The 16905-nt window shown below is 56.9% G+C and carries 16 protein-coding genes and 2 pseudogenes; 6 read left to right on the top strand and 12 right to left on the bottom strand.

Going from position 1 to position 16905, the window contains the following annotated elements:
• Positions 1 to 452: 452 nt before the first annotated feature.
• Positions 453 to 1805 (top strand): tetratricopeptide repeat protein, encoded by a 1353-nt coding sequence (locus V1277_RS23505; protein WP_334418328.1) that lies wholly within the window; start codon positions 453 to 455, stop codon positions 1803 to 1805.
• Complete coding sequence (locus V1277_RS23500) at positions 1795 to 3009, top strand: NfrA family protein (protein WP_334418327.1); 1215 nt, start codon at positions 1795 to 1797, stop codon at positions 3007 to 3009. The genes V1277_RS23505 and V1277_RS23500 overlap by 11 nt, the downstream gene beginning before the upstream one ends.
• Positions 3010 to 3186: 177 nt before the next feature.
• Here the strand turns inward: V1277_RS23500 and V1277_RS35055 are convergent.
• The 4 genes and pseudogenes from V1277_RS35055 to V1277_RS23480 all read right to left on the bottom strand — a co-directional run.
• A pseudogene (locus tag V1277_RS35055) lies at positions 3187 to 3291 on the bottom strand (PEPxxWA-CTERM sorting domain-containing protein); the annotation flags it as partial.
• A gap of 1057 nt (positions 3292 to 4348) precedes the next feature.
• Positions 4349 to 4534 carry a hypothetical protein gene (locus V1277_RS23490; protein WP_334418325.1) on the bottom strand — a complete coding sequence of 62 codons (186 nt, stop codon included), beginning with the start codon at positions 4532 to 4534 and terminating at the stop codon, positions 4349 to 4351.
• A gap of 889 nt (positions 4535 to 5423) precedes the next feature.
• Complete coding sequence (locus V1277_RS23485; RefSeq protein ID WP_334418324.1) at positions 5424 to 5579, bottom strand: hypothetical protein; 156 nt, start codon at positions 5577 to 5579, stop codon at positions 5424 to 5426.
• Positions 5580 to 5760: 181 nt separating this feature from the next.
• Positions 5761 to 6948, bottom strand: a complete 1188-nt coding sequence (locus tag V1277_RS23480) for a glycosyltransferase family 2 protein (protein WP_334418323.1) — start codon at positions 6946 to 6948, stop codon at positions 5761 to 5763.
• A 182-nt stretch (positions 6949 to 7130) separates the two neighbouring features.
• Between V1277_RS23480 and V1277_RS23475 the strand changes: the two genes are divergently transcribed.
• Positions 7131 to 8330, top strand: coding sequence for a glycosyltransferase (locus V1277_RS23475; RefSeq protein ID WP_334418322.1), 1200 nt, complete (start codon positions 7131 to 7133; stop codon positions 8328 to 8330).
• A 68-nt stretch (positions 8331 to 8398) separates the two neighbouring features.
• Positions 8399 to 8719, top strand: a complete 321-nt coding sequence (locus V1277_RS23470; protein WP_334418321.1) for a hypothetical protein — start codon at positions 8399 to 8401, stop codon at positions 8717 to 8719.
• 620 nt (positions 8720 to 9339) lie between these two features.
• Here the strand turns inward: V1277_RS23470 and V1277_RS35050 are convergent.
• The 8 genes and pseudogenes from V1277_RS35050 to V1277_RS23435 form a co-directional block, all read right to left on the bottom strand.
• Positions 9340 to 9435, bottom strand: a pseudogene (locus V1277_RS35050) (PEPxxWA-CTERM sorting domain-containing protein); the annotation flags it as partial.
• A gap of 232 nt (positions 9436 to 9667) precedes the next feature.
• A complete protein-coding gene (locus tag V1277_RS23465; RefSeq protein ID WP_334418320.1) occupies positions 9668 to 10465 on the bottom strand; it encodes a PEP-CTERM sorting domain-containing protein in 798 nt (265 codons plus the stop codon).
• Positions 10466 to 10684: 219 nt separating this feature from the next.
• Positions 10685 to 10957, bottom strand: a complete 273-nt coding sequence (locus tag V1277_RS23460) for a hypothetical protein (protein ID WP_334418319.1) — start codon at positions 10955 to 10957, stop codon at positions 10685 to 10687.
• A gap of 470 nt (positions 10958 to 11427) precedes the next feature.
• Positions 11428 to 11994: a PEPxxWA-CTERM sorting domain-containing protein gene (locus V1277_RS23455; RefSeq protein ID WP_334418318.1), complete on the bottom strand. Its 567-nt coding sequence runs from the start codon at positions 11992 to 11994 to the stop codon at positions 11428 to 11430.
• 177 nt (positions 11995 to 12171) lie between these two features.
• Positions 12172 to 12852, bottom strand: a complete 681-nt coding sequence (locus tag V1277_RS23450; RefSeq protein WP_334418317.1) for a metallophosphoesterase — start codon at positions 12850 to 12852, stop codon at positions 12172 to 12174.
• A 141-nt stretch (positions 12853 to 12993) separates the two neighbouring features.
• Positions 12994 to 13905, bottom strand: coding sequence for an exosortase V (xrtV, locus tag V1277_RS23445; RefSeq protein WP_334418316.1), 912 nt, complete (start codon positions 13903 to 13905; stop codon positions 12994 to 12996).
• A 59-nt stretch (positions 13906 to 13964) separates the two neighbouring features.
• A complete protein-coding gene (locus V1277_RS23440) occupies positions 13965 to 14186 on the bottom strand; it encodes an XrtV sorting system accessory protein (RefSeq protein WP_334418315.1) in 222 nt (73 codons plus the stop codon).
• Positions 14187 to 14236: 50 nt separating this feature from the next.
• Positions 14237 to 15109: a hypothetical protein gene (locus V1277_RS23435; RefSeq protein WP_334418313.1), complete on the bottom strand. Its 873-nt coding sequence runs from the start codon at positions 15107 to 15109 to the stop codon at positions 14237 to 14239.
• 262 nt (positions 15110 to 15371) lie between these two features.
• On the opposite strand from V1277_RS23435, the gene epsI reads away from it, so the two are divergent.
• Both epsI and V1277_RS23425 read left to right on the top strand, forming a co-directional pair.
• The gene (gene epsI / locus V1277_RS23430; RefSeq protein WP_334376717.1) at positions 15372 to 16073 is read left to right on the top strand and encodes an exosortase-associated protein EpsI, V-type; all 702 of its coding nucleotides are present in this window, start codon (positions 15372 to 15374) and stop codon (positions 16071 to 16073) included.
• A 62-nt stretch (positions 16074 to 16135) separates the two neighbouring features.
• On the top strand, positions 16136 to 16807 hold the full coding sequence (locus tag V1277_RS23425; protein WP_334418312.1) for a S1 family peptidase: 672 nt from the start codon (positions 16136 to 16138) through the stop codon (positions 16805 to 16807).
• The last annotated feature ends 98 nt before the right edge of the window (positions 16808 to 16905 follow it).

Genomic DNA, 16905 nt, shown 5'->3' with positions numbered 1-16905 from the left:
CAAACTGGAAACAATGAACGATCGAAAATGCATAAATCGAGTTCCGGCCCGGGCCGCCACTCGGACCCAACAAATTCAGAATCCTGCCGGTCTGTGCAACGGACGAACGCATTTAACCCTAATGGTCGGGAGGCTTTTACGACGAACTCGGCGCCAGCCGCGTCCTCCGCAAGCGGATGCGCTCAAAGACCGTGGCCGTTGGCAAGCAGAGGCTTTTCCACCGCAGCCTCGTGTTTGGCCAGAGGCTTCGCAGCAAAAACATCACAGCCGGGGAAAAAGTTAGAAAAATGAATGACATCAAAGCCTGAAGCGCGGCTAAAAGGCGGGTTCTCCGTTCCGCTGAATCATCGGCTCGGTTACGGTTTAGCGTCAAAATTTAACGGGATTGGCGTAACGCTGGCTGCATGGGGAATTGGGGCGGAAAATACCTGAACCGGACGGTTTTTCGGGCAGTGCTGGCTGCGCTTTTGCTCGTGGCGCTCCTGTGTCCGGGCGCCCGCGCCCAGGTCGCGGATAGCGGTCCTCCGCTGGAGGGCGAGGCCTATACGGCGGCGGAGGCCGCTTACAAGGCGTTCGGCCAGGGCGACTACGAGGCTTCCGCGGCAAGCGCTGCAGAGGCCGTGGCGCTCCGTCCTGATCTCCTCCGCCTGCACCTGCTCCTGATCGACTCGCTGGTCGCCGCCGGCGACCTCATCCGGGCCGATCTGGCGACGAAAGCCGCCTCGGCGGCGTTCACGGGCAACCGGGACCTCGAAGGGCGGCAAGCGAGTATTCGCCAGCGTCTCGCCCAGCGGCCGGCCAGTGAGGGCTACAAGGCGCTCGAAAAGGGCGATGCCAAGGCCGCGGTCCAGGCGGCGCGCAGCGCGGTCGACTATGTGCCGGACTCGATGTCGTACCGCCTGTTGCTGCTGAACGCCCAGCTCGCCGACAACAATTTGCCGGGAGCTTTGGCAACCGCCACCGAAGCGATTGCGCTCGATCGAGCGAATTATGTTCCGCTGGTATGGCGCGGCTATATCAACCAGCGACTGGGAAAGCGCGCCGATGCCGTGTCCGACTTCAACGCTGCCCTGGCGATCCCGGGCCTGACTGCCACTCAGCAGAAGAATATCCGGCTGATCTCCGCGGATGCAGCCATGGCGTCAGGTGACTTCAACGCCGCGATCGAATTGTTGGGCAGCTATTCGCGAACCGACCCAAAGGTCATCACCCGCCTCACCGATGCAGAAGGCGCAAGCCAGCGCAGAGGCGTGCTTCGGAACAACGGCAATATGCCGCCGCCGGTGCAGGAATGTTCAACCACCACCAGCGGTGTCAATTGCGAACTCGAGGCGCCCGCGGTCCTGAGCATATTGACCCCTGTTGCATCGCCCGAAGAAAAGGCCGCAAGAGAAACCTTTGAAGCGAAGGAACGCGCCTACCGGGCTGAACGAGACAAGGACTACAAGTCAGCCATCGTCGAGGCGCGTAAGGCCGTACAACTTGAGCCCGAGGTCGCCGCAAGCCGCCTCCTGCTGGTCAACATCCTGATGTCTGCCGGCCGCCCCGCGGAAGCCGAGGTTGAGGCGACCAAGGCGATCGATGCGGGGCACTCGAACGCAGAGATCCATGCGCAACGCGGTTATGCGCGAGCCAAGCTCAGGAATTTTCGCGGCACGATGTCGGATTGGGAAACCGCCCTGAAGCGGGGCCTCCCGCCCGCTCAAGCCCACAACGTTCGACTTTCCCTCGCTGACGCCGCCTTGGCTTCCAACGAGCCCATGCGGGCTTTTGCGCGCGCTCCAGAAATTGGCCGTGAGCTATGACACCTCGATCCGCAGGGCCTATGCACTGCAGGCGCTCGGGCGAAAGGAAGAATCGCTTGCCGAATTCAGAACAGCCGAACGGCTCGCAACGACCGCTGTTCAGAGGGACGGCGCGCTGCGCGCGCAGATCAACACGCTGGTCGAGTTGGACCGTAAGCCGGAAGCCCGCATCCTGTTTGATCGGGCAATCGCCCATGGCAGATTGGGTACCGTCCGGGATGCCGATATTGGCTACCTCGCCGTCGCCGTCGGCAATGACGATATAGCGTTGGCTCGCTTCGATCGCGCGCATGCCACCGGACAATTGCCGGCTCGGGCCACGATCGATGCGGGATATACCGCGATGCGTCGCTTCGAAAATCCAAAGGCCATCGCCTATCTGATGGAAGGGATCGACGCCAAGGCAGACGGACGGATCGATATTAACGACCAAAAGCTGTTCGAGACGCGTCGAACAGTTTCAGACCTGGCCCGCGTATGGGGTATCAACACTTCGGTTTCATACGGCAAAGTTGGTTCGGCGCCCAACCCGTTCCTGACGACGACGGCGCCCAGCAGTTACACATCGCAACTGGGAACCGAGTTCTATTATCGCCCGGAAGGGTTCGGATACAGGAATGGCGCGATATTCGAGTTGTTCGGCCGCCTTTTCGAAACTCTGTATGACCAGTCCGGCGGGCCGACGGGCGGACGCACGACACAGGGCATGGTGGGCGCCCGCTGGAAGCCGTTCTCGAACGCCAACCTGGTGTTTGAAGTCGACCGGCTTATTGCGCTTGGCGATGCAGCACGCGATGACACGCTGTTGCGCGCGCTCTACTCCTACACGGTCGGCACCGATCTGCGTGTCTTGGATGCGAGCTGGCCGACCTGGTACGTCTACGCGGAGGTGGATCGCTTCCTCGAGAAGCGACAGCTCGTCGCGATCATGGAAGGCCGCTTCGGACGAAGCTTCCGGCTCGATCCGATCAGCAGCAAACTGGTATTCTTCCCGCACGCCGTGCTGGCCGCAAATTACGACGATTCATTCGCGAACCGTGCCGCTTACTCGGTCGGCGCAGGTGGTTCGTTACGCTACTGGTTCGGCGAAACGACATACATGGCGCCGCCTTCGTACTGGGAATTGACCCTGCAATATCGCTGGCGCCTAGCGGGCGATCAGAGGGCCCAGGGCATTTTTGCTCAGACGTCGATAAACTTCTAATGCCGTACCGTCTGCGCGCCACGCTTGATGGGTGTACCCTGCTTTAGCAATCAAGATTCGCAGGCCGATGTGTTCCTTTTTCAGCTAAAACCGGAACAATTCAATCGGCCGCCAACCAAAACAAAAGCCGCCTCTCGGTGGCCTTCATCGTTTTGCATTGCTGGGGCAGCGCTCGGATCACGCCACCGCTGGAGCAGGCTTGACGTTACGCCGATACATGCCGAAACCCACCCCTGCAAAGCCAAGGATCATCATGATCCAAGTGGACGGTTCAGGCACAGCGGCGGTGAATTCCACCTCGCTAAGCATGATCCAGGGTTGCTTGTTTATGTCAAAGGCATTGACATTGAACGCCTGATCGCCCGGATACAGGCTATGGTAATAGATCGAATCCGCCAGCAGGCCACCGCGCATAAGCTGAAACTGAAAATCCGTGTCTTCCTGGTAGCTGAACGGCGTATCGAAGGTAAACGTCGCTTTTTCAACGACCGAAGAAAGAGCGGAGAATGTCGGAGTTAGCGACTGCAGGACGCCGCCAATGGTAAGATTGATCTGACCGGGCAGACCGACGAGACCGCCGTAAGTGGTATTCTCCACTTGCACCGGATTGGCGAAATAGAGCGTGATCTGGCTGATCTGAGATCCGGGCTTCAGAAAAAAGTTTAGAACCGGATCGGTGTATTTCCAGCCAACATATTGTTGTGGACCTAACGTGTAGTCAGTCGTCGGGACAACGCCATTGGTGAGGATGCCAGTCCCCCCAGTCAAAGGGGCAGCCTCGGTAATCGAGTTCACGGCTGGCGAGGTCCCCGAGTAGGCCCCATCCAAGTAATTGTAGGTACCGAGCGAAACCGTGCCGTTGCCGTTGTTCATCTCGTAACTGGTGACAGCGACAAGGCCAGCCGATGCAGCCGTAGAGCCCAGCAAGGTTGTTGCGAGAGCAATGAGCAAACGAGACCGCAGCGACATATTAATTCCTCGAAAGGTGTACATATAAATCGAACACCGTCATTTATTGTTACCAGGTTATTACCATGGGCTTCACTTACTGCAAGCAGCATCTTCTGCGGCAGCGCTTATCGTTAACAGCCTGATCGCGCAGGTTGTTGCAAAGAGGTCGCCCATGCGCGCGTCGGTTGATTTGCGCCTTCAAAAAAGCGAGTTTGGCTGATTCCCCGCACAGATGTGCGCTCCAACGAGGTGCTGAGGTTCAATCCTCAAGGGCTGTGATTAACCATGCGGCAATATCGTCTCGCCTTTAATCGAGGGGCGCCTTCAATTAACTTCTATCATTTAATTGGTCCGCAGCCGCGGTCAAAACTGATTCGCGGCGACAGGGCTAGTTCGCGCGCCGACCGTCCGACCGGTGTTTTGCGGTGAGATTGCCAGGCTGGTTTGCCGGTAGGGCCGGATCGGGCACCCTGGCGAACTCATTCGTCATGCCATCCGGCGCCGGCCCGCGAAAAACAAGAAAGCCCCGGTCAGTGACCACGATGTCACCCTTCTGGAGCAGGGTATCGTTCATGGCCATATCCGAGGCGATCCGCGCGGCCTCAGCCGCTGAGGGCGGCGGTCGCCTGATGCGACCGCTCTCCTGTGCGTGCGCCGGTGCGCTCAGCACCAAGGCAGCCGAGACGACAAATGCTTTCCACATGGCTTTCTAACAGCTAGGGACGGGCAACGATCTGTATAGCAAAAAAGCCGCCTCAGCGGCGCTTTCCAAGTCGGCCGCGGACCGAATAATAAAAGATCATCTAGCGTGACGGGCTGGTCCACGTGTCCCTGAACGGGAAGACTCAGCAGTTCGATCGGACCTTGGCCATCCCCGAACAGACCGTAGCGGCAAACCTGTTTTCCGAGGCCGGCCTCGGTTCGATCGCTGGCCTGCGATCAGCTCCGTCCAATTGGCCGCGCAATACTCTTTCGAGCTGCAGCCAATCGCTCTCCTTTATCTCGGTCGATTCATTCAGCGCAGTAAGCAGCGCGCTCGTCAGCCTCTCCGGCATGGGTCCCATCCTGTTGCGCCATCCAGCAGCCATCTCGGTGGCCACAAGCCCCAAGAAAAACCGCGATGCAACCCACCCCAAGGCGCTTATCGCTCTGACGCTATCCAGAATTGAGACCCGACTACGCAACGATTCGCAAGTCGGCCATCTGACTTCTGGTACCTTTTCCAACCGAATGAAGAATGGCGCCCGTGACCGGAATGTAGCCCCTGGAAGCCCTGAGGGCTTGCCCAGCACGGGACAGAATGGTCAGCGGTGCATTACGCCAAGGCAACAACACACTCGGGAGCGCCAGCTAAGCCCCCAAAAGCCATCCTACGCCGGCAAATATCGCCCACAGCCAACCAACCATGGCGATCCCGATCGCCACCAGATAAAGCGGCGGAGCCAACCCCTGACGAAACTTTTTCATTGTGAACTTCGCAAGGCTTCTGCTTCTGACAGGCGCTCGCGCAGGCGGCGCAATTCCAGATACCGCTCCGCAATGCTGACAACCGGGAGCTTTTTCGAAGTCTTCTTCGGCTTCTTCGGTTTGGGCAGACTGGTACGGCTATGCGCTTTCATGGGTACCCCCTCCTCCCGCCTGAAAAACTCAAGCAAACGATGTGCCAGCCATAATCCGGTGATGCGGGCTGGTGCGCCAAACTAATCTTCGTCTGGCGCGCTCTTATTGAAGTTCGATAACGGTTCCGTGACCCGTTTGCGTGACCCAATCGGGGGACGCCGCAGGAAAAATCCGTGTCACCTAGGTTGGGGTTGATCGGTCGGTCCGTATCCATTGAGACGCTGTACCGCCGATCAACATCCGACCGTAAAAGCCTATTTTTTTCAATGCAAAAGAGCCGAACGATAATAATTCGTGCGCAGGAAAAACCTGACGTCCAAATTTAAACCAAGCCAGAACAACACATAAGATAAATCCAAGAAGATTGCCGCCTGCGATCAGGGTGGGCAGCCACGGCCCTCCAAGCAGCGTAACTGACGAGGTCAGAACCATCGTCGCGACCATCAACAGCGCAAGGAGAGAGAGCGGCGGCACCAAGAGATCGAGCGCCAGCACCAAGACATTGATGTCGCCGCGCATCAAACCCACGGTGAGAAGTCTCGGAACGAACCTTCCGATTGTGGCGAGATGACCCTGAACCCACCGCTGCCGCTGACTTTCAGTCCCCTTGGCGCTGGTCGGAAATGTGCTGGTAACTTTCACGAACGGAAAGAAATACGGCGCCTTACCCGTTTCCGCGAAATCGAGACCCAGCTTCAGATCCTCCACCAGATGGCCGCTGGCCAACGGAACGGAGCTGATCGCATTCCACGGAAACATCATTCCTGTCCCCATCAACTGAACGGGACCACGAAGATTTCTTAATCCAAGAGGACGAACCCAGTTTCTGAGAACCCAGGCGAACTCCGCGAAGCTATGATTGATGGGCGAGTTCTCGGCGCTTCGCATCATGAACAACGCTTGTACCGGCCGCTGAACCTGATGGCAGGCTCGCTTGAGCCCTTCGACCAAGTCGGCCTGGAGGCGGCAATCGGCATCGACGAAGAGAACAAAATCGGGCGGGTCCTGGCTGAGATGAGCGATGCCCCACCCCATCGCAAATCCCTTGCCGACTCTCTGGGGGTCGTTACGAACAATGATCTCGGCGCCTGATGCGGCCGCAACCTCAGCGGTATCATCAGTGCAGTTATCGACGATAACGATCAGGCGATCTGCGGCGCCAAGCTGCGGCTTGACGTCTTGCAGCGTTGGAACAAGTCCAACGCTCTCATTGTGCGCAGGAACGATTACCGCAACGCGCTTTTCAATATTTAATTCTTTGGCTTCGAAAGGCTCCAGTCTCGGCGCCTTAAGAGCTGCAATGACTTCAACCAGCAGGACAGCGACGGGAACGCTGAGCAATCCAGCCAGAGCGGCCAAGATCAACATCGCAAATACCGATCTCGAAACGTTTGACTTAACGTTTTGTCAGGCAAAAAAGTGAAAATGGAAGTCGGGTATAAATATCCTGTCTCTCTCTCAATTACTACTATATTCCTCAAATAGATAATAGGACGAGGCCCCCCGTATTTTTTCGGGCTACTTTAGAATAGGTCAGACAGAGCCCCCTCATGAAGATCGCCTATCTGGTTAACCATTATCCGGCGATCAGCCACAGTTTTATCCGACGCGAAATCCTGGCGCTCGAACGCCTGGGCCACGAGATCCTGCGAATATCAGTGCGGGGCTGGGCCGATGCGCAGCGCGGCTCCGAGGACCAATTGGAGCAGGCTCGCACACGTTACGTCCTGCGCGGCGGCGCGGTGCCGCTGCTGGTCTCATTCCTGCGCATCCTGGTAACTAATCCCGCCGGCCTGTTTCGCGCGATCGCCCTGACGTTAAGGATCGGTCTGCGGGCGGAGCGGCCCCTCCCCGTTCATCTAATTTATCTGTTCGAAGCGTGTCAGGTGGCCCTGTGGTTGCGCCGCGAAAAGGTCCAGCACCTGCACGTCCATTTCGGAACCAATTCTGCCGAAGTCGCGATGCTTGTCGGTGAACTGGGAGGGCCACCCTGGAGCTTTACTGCCCACGGCCCCGAGGAATTCGACAAGCCGAAGTTCATCTCGCTTCCCGAGAAAATCCGGCGGGCGCGCTTTGTAGTGGCAGTCAGTTCATTCGGACGGAGCCAGCTCTTCCGCAATGTCCCCCACGCTTACTGGTCCAAGATAAAGGTGGTCCATTGCGGGCTTGAACCGGCTTTCTATGACACCGATGTCACGACGGCGGCGGGCAATGAGCGACGATTGGTTTGCGTGGGCCGCATCTGCGAACAGAAGGGGCAGTTGCTCCTGATCGAGGCGGCGCGGTTACTGGCGGAGCGCGGGACAAAGTTCGAACTGGTGCTCGCCGGCGATGGCGAAATGCGCAGCGAGATCGATTCGCTTGTCACAAAACACAAGCTGACGGATATCGTGCGCATAACAGGCTGGATCAGTAGTGACGAGGTCCGGGCCGAAATCCTCGCGGCCCGCGCGCTGGTGTTGCCGAGCTTCGCTGAAGGCCTGCCGGTCGTCATCATGGAAGCCATGGCGCTACGCAGACCGGTGATCAGTACATTCGTCGCCGGCATCCCTGAACTGATTAAGCACGGCGAGCACGGCTGGCTGGTTCCTGCCGGCGATCTTGAGAGTTTGGCCGCGGCAATGGAGCAATGTCTCAACGCGGCGCCGGAAGTGATCACGCAAATGGGAGAAAGTGCCCGTCAAAGGGTTTTGCAACGCCATGATATCGACAAGGAAGCGGCTAAGCTGATCAAGCTGATTGACGCCTAGACGGCCGTTGGGCCGATAGTCATCGGCAGCGCCCGGTCACCCTATTCCTCATGCTTCCGGGAAGTGAGATGAGGATACTGTTTACTCTGTTGGCGGCTCTAACGATGATCGGCTCGATGCAGCCGGCCATCGGCCAGGTCAACATGCAGTATAGCGGCCGATATGGCGGACAGTACGGCGGCCAATATGGCGGGCAATTTAGCGGACAATACAGCGGTCAGTACTACGGCCGGGGGAGCAGCGACCAGACCGCGTCGCCAAACGCGCTGGACAGAAAGCTTGATATTTTGGGCGCTCCAGTTAATTCCGGCGCGTGCGGGCAACTTCACTATCCACCGCCCGGAACGGATTACGTGCTCCATGACAGTCAGGGGCGCCGCTGTTATTAGAACAATGTGCTGACGGCGCTTGTGCATCTGTGGCCCGTTCGGCTCCAATCGCTCGATCAGGATCGGCATTACGACGAACCTTCCCGGACCGACGATCAGTTCTGGCTAACGGTAGTTGCGCAGCAGTCATAGCCACTATGCCACCGGCAATGGGCTGTTCCTCGCCTCCCTGCAAGCCGTGCTCCCGGCCGGTCAAACAGTCACTTCGGTGCGGGTGACGCAGAGCGCGAACCCGAGTGCCAATTGTATTTGTCAGGTGCGGAGCGTTCCGACCTCCGATCTTTCATCGTCCACTGCCGTGCCTTCGGGTTCCGGCTATGATCTTGCCGCGACGGTGAACACGGCGGTCATAAGCTCCTCGTCGGGTGGATTTATTCTTACGGTCGCAGGCAAGAGAGGCGTCACGACAATGTGCGTGATCAGCGGAGATGAAGGGACGTATAGCGAACGAGTGGATATATACAAGAAATCCTAAGATCACGGCCGCTGATATTTCCAATACAGCAGCCGATGCGTCGAACAACGTTATAGCGACATATGCTGCCATGCTGCGTCAGGTGGACCAAGGCGTGATGGCGGTGGCCTATAGGTAGCGTCCTGCCGCTTGCGGCGTCGTGACGTTAGGCAGAAGCGGCTTGACGACGACGACGATACGCGGCGAACCCAACGCCAGCAAATCCGATCAGCAACATCGCCCACGTTGAGGGTTCGGGTATTGAGTGCCACTAAACGAGCTATCACCACTAGGTGTACTCATTAAACGGTCTAGTCCGACGCAACCCGGCCCACTGCACTGTGCACTGGTTTGGCCATACAGAGTCCAATCTACGATCGAGCCATTCAGCAAGTTAAACGACCCATACAAGCTGGACACCCACCCGGCGTAATCCGGCGGCGGAACCACAAATGGAAACGAGTATCCACCGAACTTAGCCGAAGAAGCGTCATCTAGAGTGAGATGACCGCTGAAATGCGAGGTATCTGCTTTGAAGGAAACCGTTGCAGAGAGATGTAGTGGTGGAAGGGGCCCTGAGCAATCGACAGGTTCGCAGTATTGCTGGGAAACAGCTGCCCAAAATACTGATATGTAGTAGCACCTGCATTATGCGAGCAACAAAGGCCCAGCGTCAGTGCGAATATTAGTTTATGCATGGAACGTCTCTCTCGAGGCCGCTGCTTGGTTGTGGGCCGGCAGGCCAAATAGCCCACGCCAGCGAACCCGATCAGAAGCATTGCCCACGTTGAGGGTTCGGGGATAGGAGCAACATAGGCGTATGGGCCATACCACGACACCTGAATCCCGTCGCCGCCTTGAGGAATCGTATAGAGCAGCTGAGTAACCGTCGTAGGCACTGGAGGGTCGATCACGCATACGGGTTCTAATATTGTACAGCTTTTATATTCAGACCGATCGATTATGCCGCCGAATGCAGGCTTGCTGCTGTCGAATGCGACACTCGGCAATGAACTCGTTGCGGACACGGTGACGCCCGATCGAGAGTCGTAGGTCTCAATTGGAAAAATAGTCACCCATCCAAGATCAACGACATCGCCGGGAACGAACTGATAGAACGCGGATTGGAAGCCGACAGTGAAACTAACTAGCCCTGTTGGCCAAATCACCTGCGCACCGCCAGTCCCTGGAACGCCACCAGGCTGATTCAAATCAACCTGATATAGCCCGGCAAATGCTTGTTGAGAATAGATCGAAACAAGTACCAGCGTGCACAAGAACACTTTACGCATAACTCAACTCCCTCAGCAAAGCCCTTATTCCAGCTTCCCGCGGCAGTTGAGTCAATGGTGGCCGAAAGGATCGTTCAATCCGCATAGCTGCCGATATGCCAGACAGCCAGCGACAAGTCAGATGGTTGAAGTCTCCAAGTCTCAGATTGATGCCGAGAGCCGCTATGTCCTTCTCGACTCCATTAATCCTGAGTGCTGGCGGATTTTTGCTCAATACGTTTAGATGATGCCGGATTGATGAGGTTCGCCTTCGCCAAATGTGAAATTGTATGTGATGCAGCTTACGATCGTAATGAAGCGAACCGGCGGGCTGTCACCGAATAGCTGCGGAAATGGCGCTGAAATCGGCTGTTCTTCTTGAACCGGCTCCGGATCTGGAAACGAGATGAAGCCTTGATCGGTGTAGCGGTCGCAATCCAGATGTGTGCACTCGAAGAGAGCGGAATAATCGACGCTCCAGAACCTGCAGGGCGGCCGCATCGACGCCGGCATCGACAATCACCCAACGATCCCTAGCAACGACGATCACCATCTGCGCGCTTGTCAGTGTGGCAGCAACCGCCGGCTCGACCTCAGCAGCAATGACAACCGCGCAAAGCCGGATTGCTCGCTTTGAGGAATAATCGGCTCGGGACCGAACGAGCGCCGCCATATTATCAGCAACAACGTGATATGCCATGGCGTCTTGCTGTCGACGATACCGCGCGGCGCTTGAAAGCTCTCGATCACAATCCGCAGCTTCTCGTCATCCGACCAGCACCGGCGGCCAGTCAAACCACCTCAAGCCGTTCAAGCTGACTACTGCACTTATGGCTATCCATAAGTCCATAAGGACTGTTACGCACCAATTGGACTAATCCAACAAGGCGACCTTCGCCGGAGGGAAACGCATCTGTTGCGTTTGGCAGACAGCAAAAGACCGCCCATAGGCGGTCTTAGCGTCAGCGGATTTCCACGCCCGTTCAGGCCACCGCATAGCCGTTTCGGCGCCGGCGATAGACCAGCCCGCCGATGCCAGCGAAGCCCAAAAGCATCATCGCCCAAGTCGAAGGCTCGGGAATGGAAACGGTGATAGCGTAGTCGCTCGTGAAAGGGTCGTAGGCGGTGACTTTGCCGTCCGAAATTGTACCGGCTGGATCTGCCTGTCCAGGCAGGGGGGCTATAAAAAAGCCTTCCCAACCGTTGGTTGCCGCCAAAATCCCACTGACGGGTATATCGTACCCTTCAACCGCAAAGGGTACAAACGTGTGCAAAGCAGTGTCGAAGCCAAAGTACACATAGTTATCGGCGCCGGCGAGGCCCTTGGCGAAAATCAGGTCATACGACTGTCCCAACACGTTAATCGAGAAAGTCTCCAGATCCGAATATCCAATAACACCGGTAGCGGCGGAATCGTAGCTGAACGACCCACCAGCAATGACGACGTTGGATGAATTAAAGAAAGAAAAATTGTTAGTTATAGTAGAGGCGCTCGTCGTACCGATACTGAAAAGTAAGCTGATCACCGCAAGGCTAAGCTTATAAATCATTTCGGTTGTCCCATTTTTTAAAAATTTTAATCGTAGCTGCTAATGCGCAACAAAATGATTCGTGTCAAGAATCCTTTGCCTTGCAATTACCCTCTCTCGCAGCTGGAGCGATCTGAAGCCACCAAAGTCGAACCGGGTCCGAAGGGAACGGATAATTCGTTGGTGAAAACCCTGATGCTAGTCGGCTGGGCCAAGAACTTCTAGGAAATCCAACGCACCGCCAGGTCGGTCGTCTTCAAAAACACCAATCACGAGCCGACCCGTTTTCCACGCCAATGCATCCAGATTCGTTTTGCCGGTAGTGACGACAGGTGCTCTTGGATCGGCGTGATGTCCGTGCACGACATAACGGCGTCCGTGCCCTAGATTAAATCCTTCCGGATATCGCTTCCAAAGAAGCGTTTGTTCGCTTTGCTGGTCCAATGGGATTCTTGGGTCCACTGCGGCGTGAACAAATACCCTGTGCCGATCGACGTGCATGAGGGGGAGATTGGCTATCCAGTCCAGATGACTAGCTGGGATTGCGCGCAAATCGGGGAGCATTGGGCTTTGGTCATACGACGCCAGCGTCTCGCCTCCCCCATTCTTGATCCACCAGTCGAGCTCGGCCCTATTCTCGCAGACCGCCCACATCATGGCTTCGTGGTTGCCCTTCAGATTGACAACTTTCGATTCACTCGACCTCCAGTTCATGAGACGCTCGACGACCTGTCTGCTCTGAGGCCCGCGATCGACATAGTCGCCCAGGGTTATGATCGTGGAAGCCACCCCCTCGGCATGCCGGGCAATCGCGTCGATTGCGCGATCCAGAAGATCCAGCCGGCCGTGAAGGTCGGGTATTGCGTACGTTCGGCTCACGGCAACCCTCGTCAAGAACCGGTCTTGAAGTAGCATGAGCTTAGCAAGCTCGGCGCGAACGAGCCATCTTGCAGAAAGAGCACGCAAGAACAAAACGTCCCAGCGGGCGGCTTCACGAAGCACAACCGCAGATGCTCGAAGCTAGGCGGGCGTCGCCAATGCGGCGCGGTTGCGGAGACGGCGCACCAGCGCAACACAAAGGCCCAGAAAGATATCGAACAGGAACAGCAGAATAACCGCGATGACGAAAAGGCCGATGCCGGTAAGATCGTGCAGAATTCCGTCGAGCATGTCAGGTCCCAGATAATAAGCGATCATGACCAACGCGAAAACGCGAAAGAAATTCGCAATGATAGTAATAGGAATGATGGCCGCGAGAAGGAACAGGCTTCGGATTTTCTGCTGCCAGCGAAACGCATAGGCATAAAAAACGCCGATCGCGGACAACGCAAAAATCGAATTCATTCCGGAACAGGCGTCCTTTACCAGGAGCTGATAGGTCCCGATCATGATCATGACGCCGTTCTGGGCAACCGGAAAACCCGTCGCATAGAGCACGTTGGTCACGACGTTCGAAATAAAGACCTTCAGCGGAACGGTGGCGGCATCGACCAGCCAGTCGGGCATCGGCACTGCAAAGATCAAGAAGCCGATCGGAAACGCGAGCACCCGCAACGCCGGCCATCCGGCCGAAATCAGGACGCACCCGACGATGACGGGGATCAAGGAAAAGGTTTCGAAGGTGACCAGGCCCTGTTGGATCCGGGCGAGATAGAGGACGACCAGGCCGCCGAGCAGAGCAAGCCACCCCGTGACGGGGGCCGGGGAAGTTTCAACGGCCCGCAATTTCTCGCGCGATTGCCAGACCAGCCAGAGCGAGGCCGCGATGATGAGCGGACCATGCCCCTCCTGCTCCGTCTGCCAAGGTCCATCAATCAAACTGAGAACGGTCTGGGCATAGGCGGCAATCACAGAGGCGCCGAGCAGCGCCGGCCACAAAAAAGGGCCGAGAAAGCCCGCCTTCGCCGATGGTATTACTTGCGAATATGTCATTTCAATACCAACAGGTTTCAGAATTTAGTCTACTGATAGCATTAAATGGAACAAACCGTTCATCTCCGGGCTATCAAAACCGCGTAACCAGCGCCAGCAAGAATCAAGACCAGGGCGAGATAGAACGAACCGGCGTTGCCGACCTGGTTGGCGACGGCGAATACAATGCCAGCGAGCATGAAGTGCAGTAAAGTTCGATTGTCTCGCTCGGTGAACTGGAAGAACGCGATCACCAGCGCCACGAAACAGGTAACGGTCAACACATCAAAAAGCGTTGTCATTCAATGTCGCCTTGTGGAACATCTTATGGCGGCGAAGTCACATCTTGTACTCAGTTCTTCTTGCTATCTCCCGGCTGCATGATCTTCGCGTATTCACCTTCATATTTCGCTTCGAGATTCGCAGAGTAGGCCGCAATCCCTAGTTCGGCCTTGACCGCGTCTGCGCGCATCAATTGCCGCGCCAGATTGGCCGCGGCCTCGCCTTCGAGCGGGCGCGGCTCCTGCCCTTTGACCTTGAAGAACAAGCCGTTCTGGCCGGAGCGAACAAAGAACACGTCGTCCGCCTTCTTGGCCTCGATCAATCCGTAAAACTCCGGCGGCAAATCGCCGCTGTTCAGCGCGCCCATTTGACGACCGTGGGGAATGCCGGCTGCGGTGAGCTTCTCATCGATTTCGTCGAGCGATTTGGCGTTCTTGTTCGCTTCCACGAAGGACTGGGCAGATGGCCCTATTGGAAATGCGATTTGTTCGACGCTGAGGAGTTTTCTGCCGGCGAATTTCGTCGGGTTGTTGGCGATATACCTGTCGATATCTGCTTTGCCTGGCGCCTTGGCAGCCGCCGTTCGCTGCAGATAAGCATTCTCGAGAATCTGTTCGCGCGACCTCAAGAGGTCCAGCAGCACGCCCGGTTCGCGATCGAGCTTCGCCGCCATGGCTTGGCGGAGCAGATATTTGCGCACGACCAGTTGGCCCAGGACGCCCTTAACGGTCTCGGGCTCCTTCTGCTTGTCCGGCGTCACGTTCGCCCAGCGAAACTCGTTCTCGAGATCCTGGATGGTCACGACCTCCTCGCCGACGCGCGCAACCACCTGTCCTTTGGAAGCGGTGGGCTGGTCGCTTTTTTTGCCGCAACCGGCCAAGGCGACCGCACCGCAGGCGAGCAAAACGGCCAGCCGGGCGATCTTGATGGATATACCCTTCATCCAGGAACTCCGTGCATCCAAATAGGCCGAGAAACAAATGCAACAGGCCGGCCATGCCTGATCCTGCTATGACTAGCGAGCCCGCTGCTCCCGGTCGAGCCTATAGCGCTTTTTCGCTGCAATTTCCGCTGTTTATGTTAATTTCGTTAAGCAGGTCGATTATCTCTTTCTTTTGACTGCAAATCCGCCGGTTGGAGTATATCCTCAAACGGCTGATCCAATTAATTCTCAATTGTTTAACTCTCAATTGTGCGTGGACTCAATGAAATACCCTCGTATTCAGATCATACTGGCATGTATCGCAATCGTGGGATGCGCCGTGCTGGCGACCGTACTGGCGCCCCGTCAACTGATGGCCCGTACGTCGGCCTCCCCCAGCCTCGAAACCGTCATTCCGCGCCAATTTGGAACCTGGAAGCTGGTTCCCGAAATTAGTCCGGTCCGGCCAGCAGATCCAGACGCGTACGTTCAGCCGGACCCGCTCGCTGGAAAGATCTACAGCCAGGAAGTTGGTCGGGGCTATACGGACGGGCATGGCAACATCGTCATGCTGATGGTCGCGTACGGTCCGGTGCAGAACTATCGGCTGAAGTCGCACCGTCCGGAGATTTGTTATACCGCCAACGGCTTCCGGATTTCGGAAAAAGCGGATGCCGCGATCAGCTATCGCAATGGCGCGCAACCCATCAAGATGACTCGATTGGTTGCGGCAAGGGAGTCGCGCTTCGAACCGGTGACTTACTGGCTGCGGGTCGGTAATGACATCGCCAATGGCGTCGTCGATCATCAGTTGAGCCGGCTGAAGTATGGCCTGCGCGGGATCATTCCCGATGGTGCCCTGATCAGGGTCTCCACGATCGGTCTGCCGAAGGATGTATCATACAAACTACAGGACCAATTTATCCGCGATCTGCTTGCCGCCATTCCGCCTCAGGAACTCAGGTTCTTTACCGGCGCGAGCTGAAGATCGCGGCGTGCAAACTTGACAGGTGATTTTTGCTATTCGCTCGATTCACCTCGAAATTGATGCGCGTACCATTGCTCTATGGCGTCCTTCTGGCAGTCCTGTCGCAGCCGGCATATGCGCAAGGCGCTGACGATACGCTGCTGCCATATGCGGTAAGTATTCATCAAACGCCGATGCAGAGCTGGGGGCCGGGAGCCGGCATCTATCTCGGAAAAGGCCTGTTCATCACGGCGGCGCATGTCGCAGGCCGGGCTTGGCTGACGCGACCCAAGATCGCCATTGCCGGCTCCGAATATCCGACTCGTGTTGTTAAGGAAGGCAGTTTCGAGGGAACTGATCTAACGCTGCTATCGGTTGATGAGGAGCTTCTTCCGGTGCGATTGCGGCTTCGGCGAAACTCAATCTGCACCGATCCGCCCAGGCCCGGACAAGAGGTCGTGACCATCGTACCGGGATCTGCCGTGCGCTCCCACATCCTCTCGCCCGATCGGCTGCCGGCTAGAACCCGCAGCCGATTCAGCACGGTGATCGCCGACGTGGCTCGCACCGGCAATTCCGGATCAGGGGTGTTCGATGTCAAACGCAAGTGCCTGCTCGGGATAATGAGCCGGAAAATTTCGCAACCGCATTATCGACCTGAGACCAGAAAGATGGAAACGCGTGATATCGCCAAATACTTTGTACCGGCCTCAGAAATTGCGGCCTTTTTGCCCGCCGATTTGCAGCTCTAGCAGCTCTAATTAGCCCCCTTGGTCCTGCCGATCGATTGCTCGCGCGTTGAAGCAAATCACGACCTCGGCATTGAATGAATTTGGCGCCCTGGCGCGCT

Origin of the sequence: Bradyrhizobium sp. AZCC 1588, assembly GCF_036924735.1 — a bacterium.
GTDB lineage: Bacteria > Pseudomonadota > Alphaproteobacteria > Rhizobiales > Xanthobacteraceae > Bradyrhizobium.
This window is presented reverse-complemented; position numbering and strand designations above follow the sequence as displayed.

Bases quoted from the DNA above. Each gene is read 5' to 3' on its own strand.
- V1277_RS23470 (WP_334418321.1), top strand. From the start codon at position 8,399: ATGAGGATACTGTTTACTCTGTTGGCGGCTCTAACGATGATCGGCTCG.
- V1277_RS23460 (WP_334418319.1), bottom strand. From the start codon at position 10,957: ATGCCGGCGTCGATGCGGCCGCCCTGCAGGTTCTGGAGCGTCGATTAT.
- V1277_RS23455 (WP_334418318.1), bottom strand. From the start codon at position 11,994: ATGATTTATAAGCTTAGCCTTGCGGTGATCAGCTTACTTTTCAGTATC.
- V1277_RS23475 (WP_334418322.1), top strand. From the start codon at position 7,131: ATGAAGATCGCCTATCTGGTTAACCATTATCCGGCGATCAGCCACAGT.
- xrtV (WP_334418316.1), bottom strand. From the start codon at position 13,905: ATGACATATTCGCAAGTAATACCATCGGCGAAGGCGGGCTTTCTCGGC.
- epsI (WP_334376717.1), top strand. From the start codon at position 15,372: ATGAAATACCCTCGTATTCAGATCATACTGGCATGTATCGCAATCGTG.
- V1277_RS23435 (WP_334418313.1), bottom strand. From the start codon at position 15,109: ATGAAGGGTATATCCATCAAGATCGCCCGGCTGGCCGTTTTGCTCGCC.
- V1277_RS23490 (WP_334418325.1), bottom strand. From the start codon at position 4,534: ATGAACGATACCCTGCTCCAGAAGGGTGACATCGTGGTCACTGACCGG.
- V1277_RS23485 (WP_334418324.1), bottom strand. From the start codon at position 5,579: ATGAAAGCGCATAGCCGTACCAGTCTGCCCAAACCGAAGAAGCCGAAG.
- V1277_RS23425 (WP_334418312.1), top strand. From the start codon at position 16,136: ATGCGCGTACCATTGCTCTATGGCGTCCTTCTGGCAGTCCTGTCGCAG.
- V1277_RS23465 (WP_334418320.1), bottom strand. From the start codon at position 10,465: ATGCGTAAAGTGTTCTTGTGCACGCTGGTACTTGTTTCGATCTATTCT.
- V1277_RS23440 (WP_334418315.1), bottom strand. From the start codon at position 14,186: ATGACAACGCTTTTTGATGTGTTGACCGTTACCTGTTTCGTGGCGCTG.
- V1277_RS23480 (WP_334418323.1), bottom strand. From the start codon at position 6,948: ATGTTGATCTTGGCCGCTCTGGCTGGATTGCTCAGCGTTCCCGTCGCT.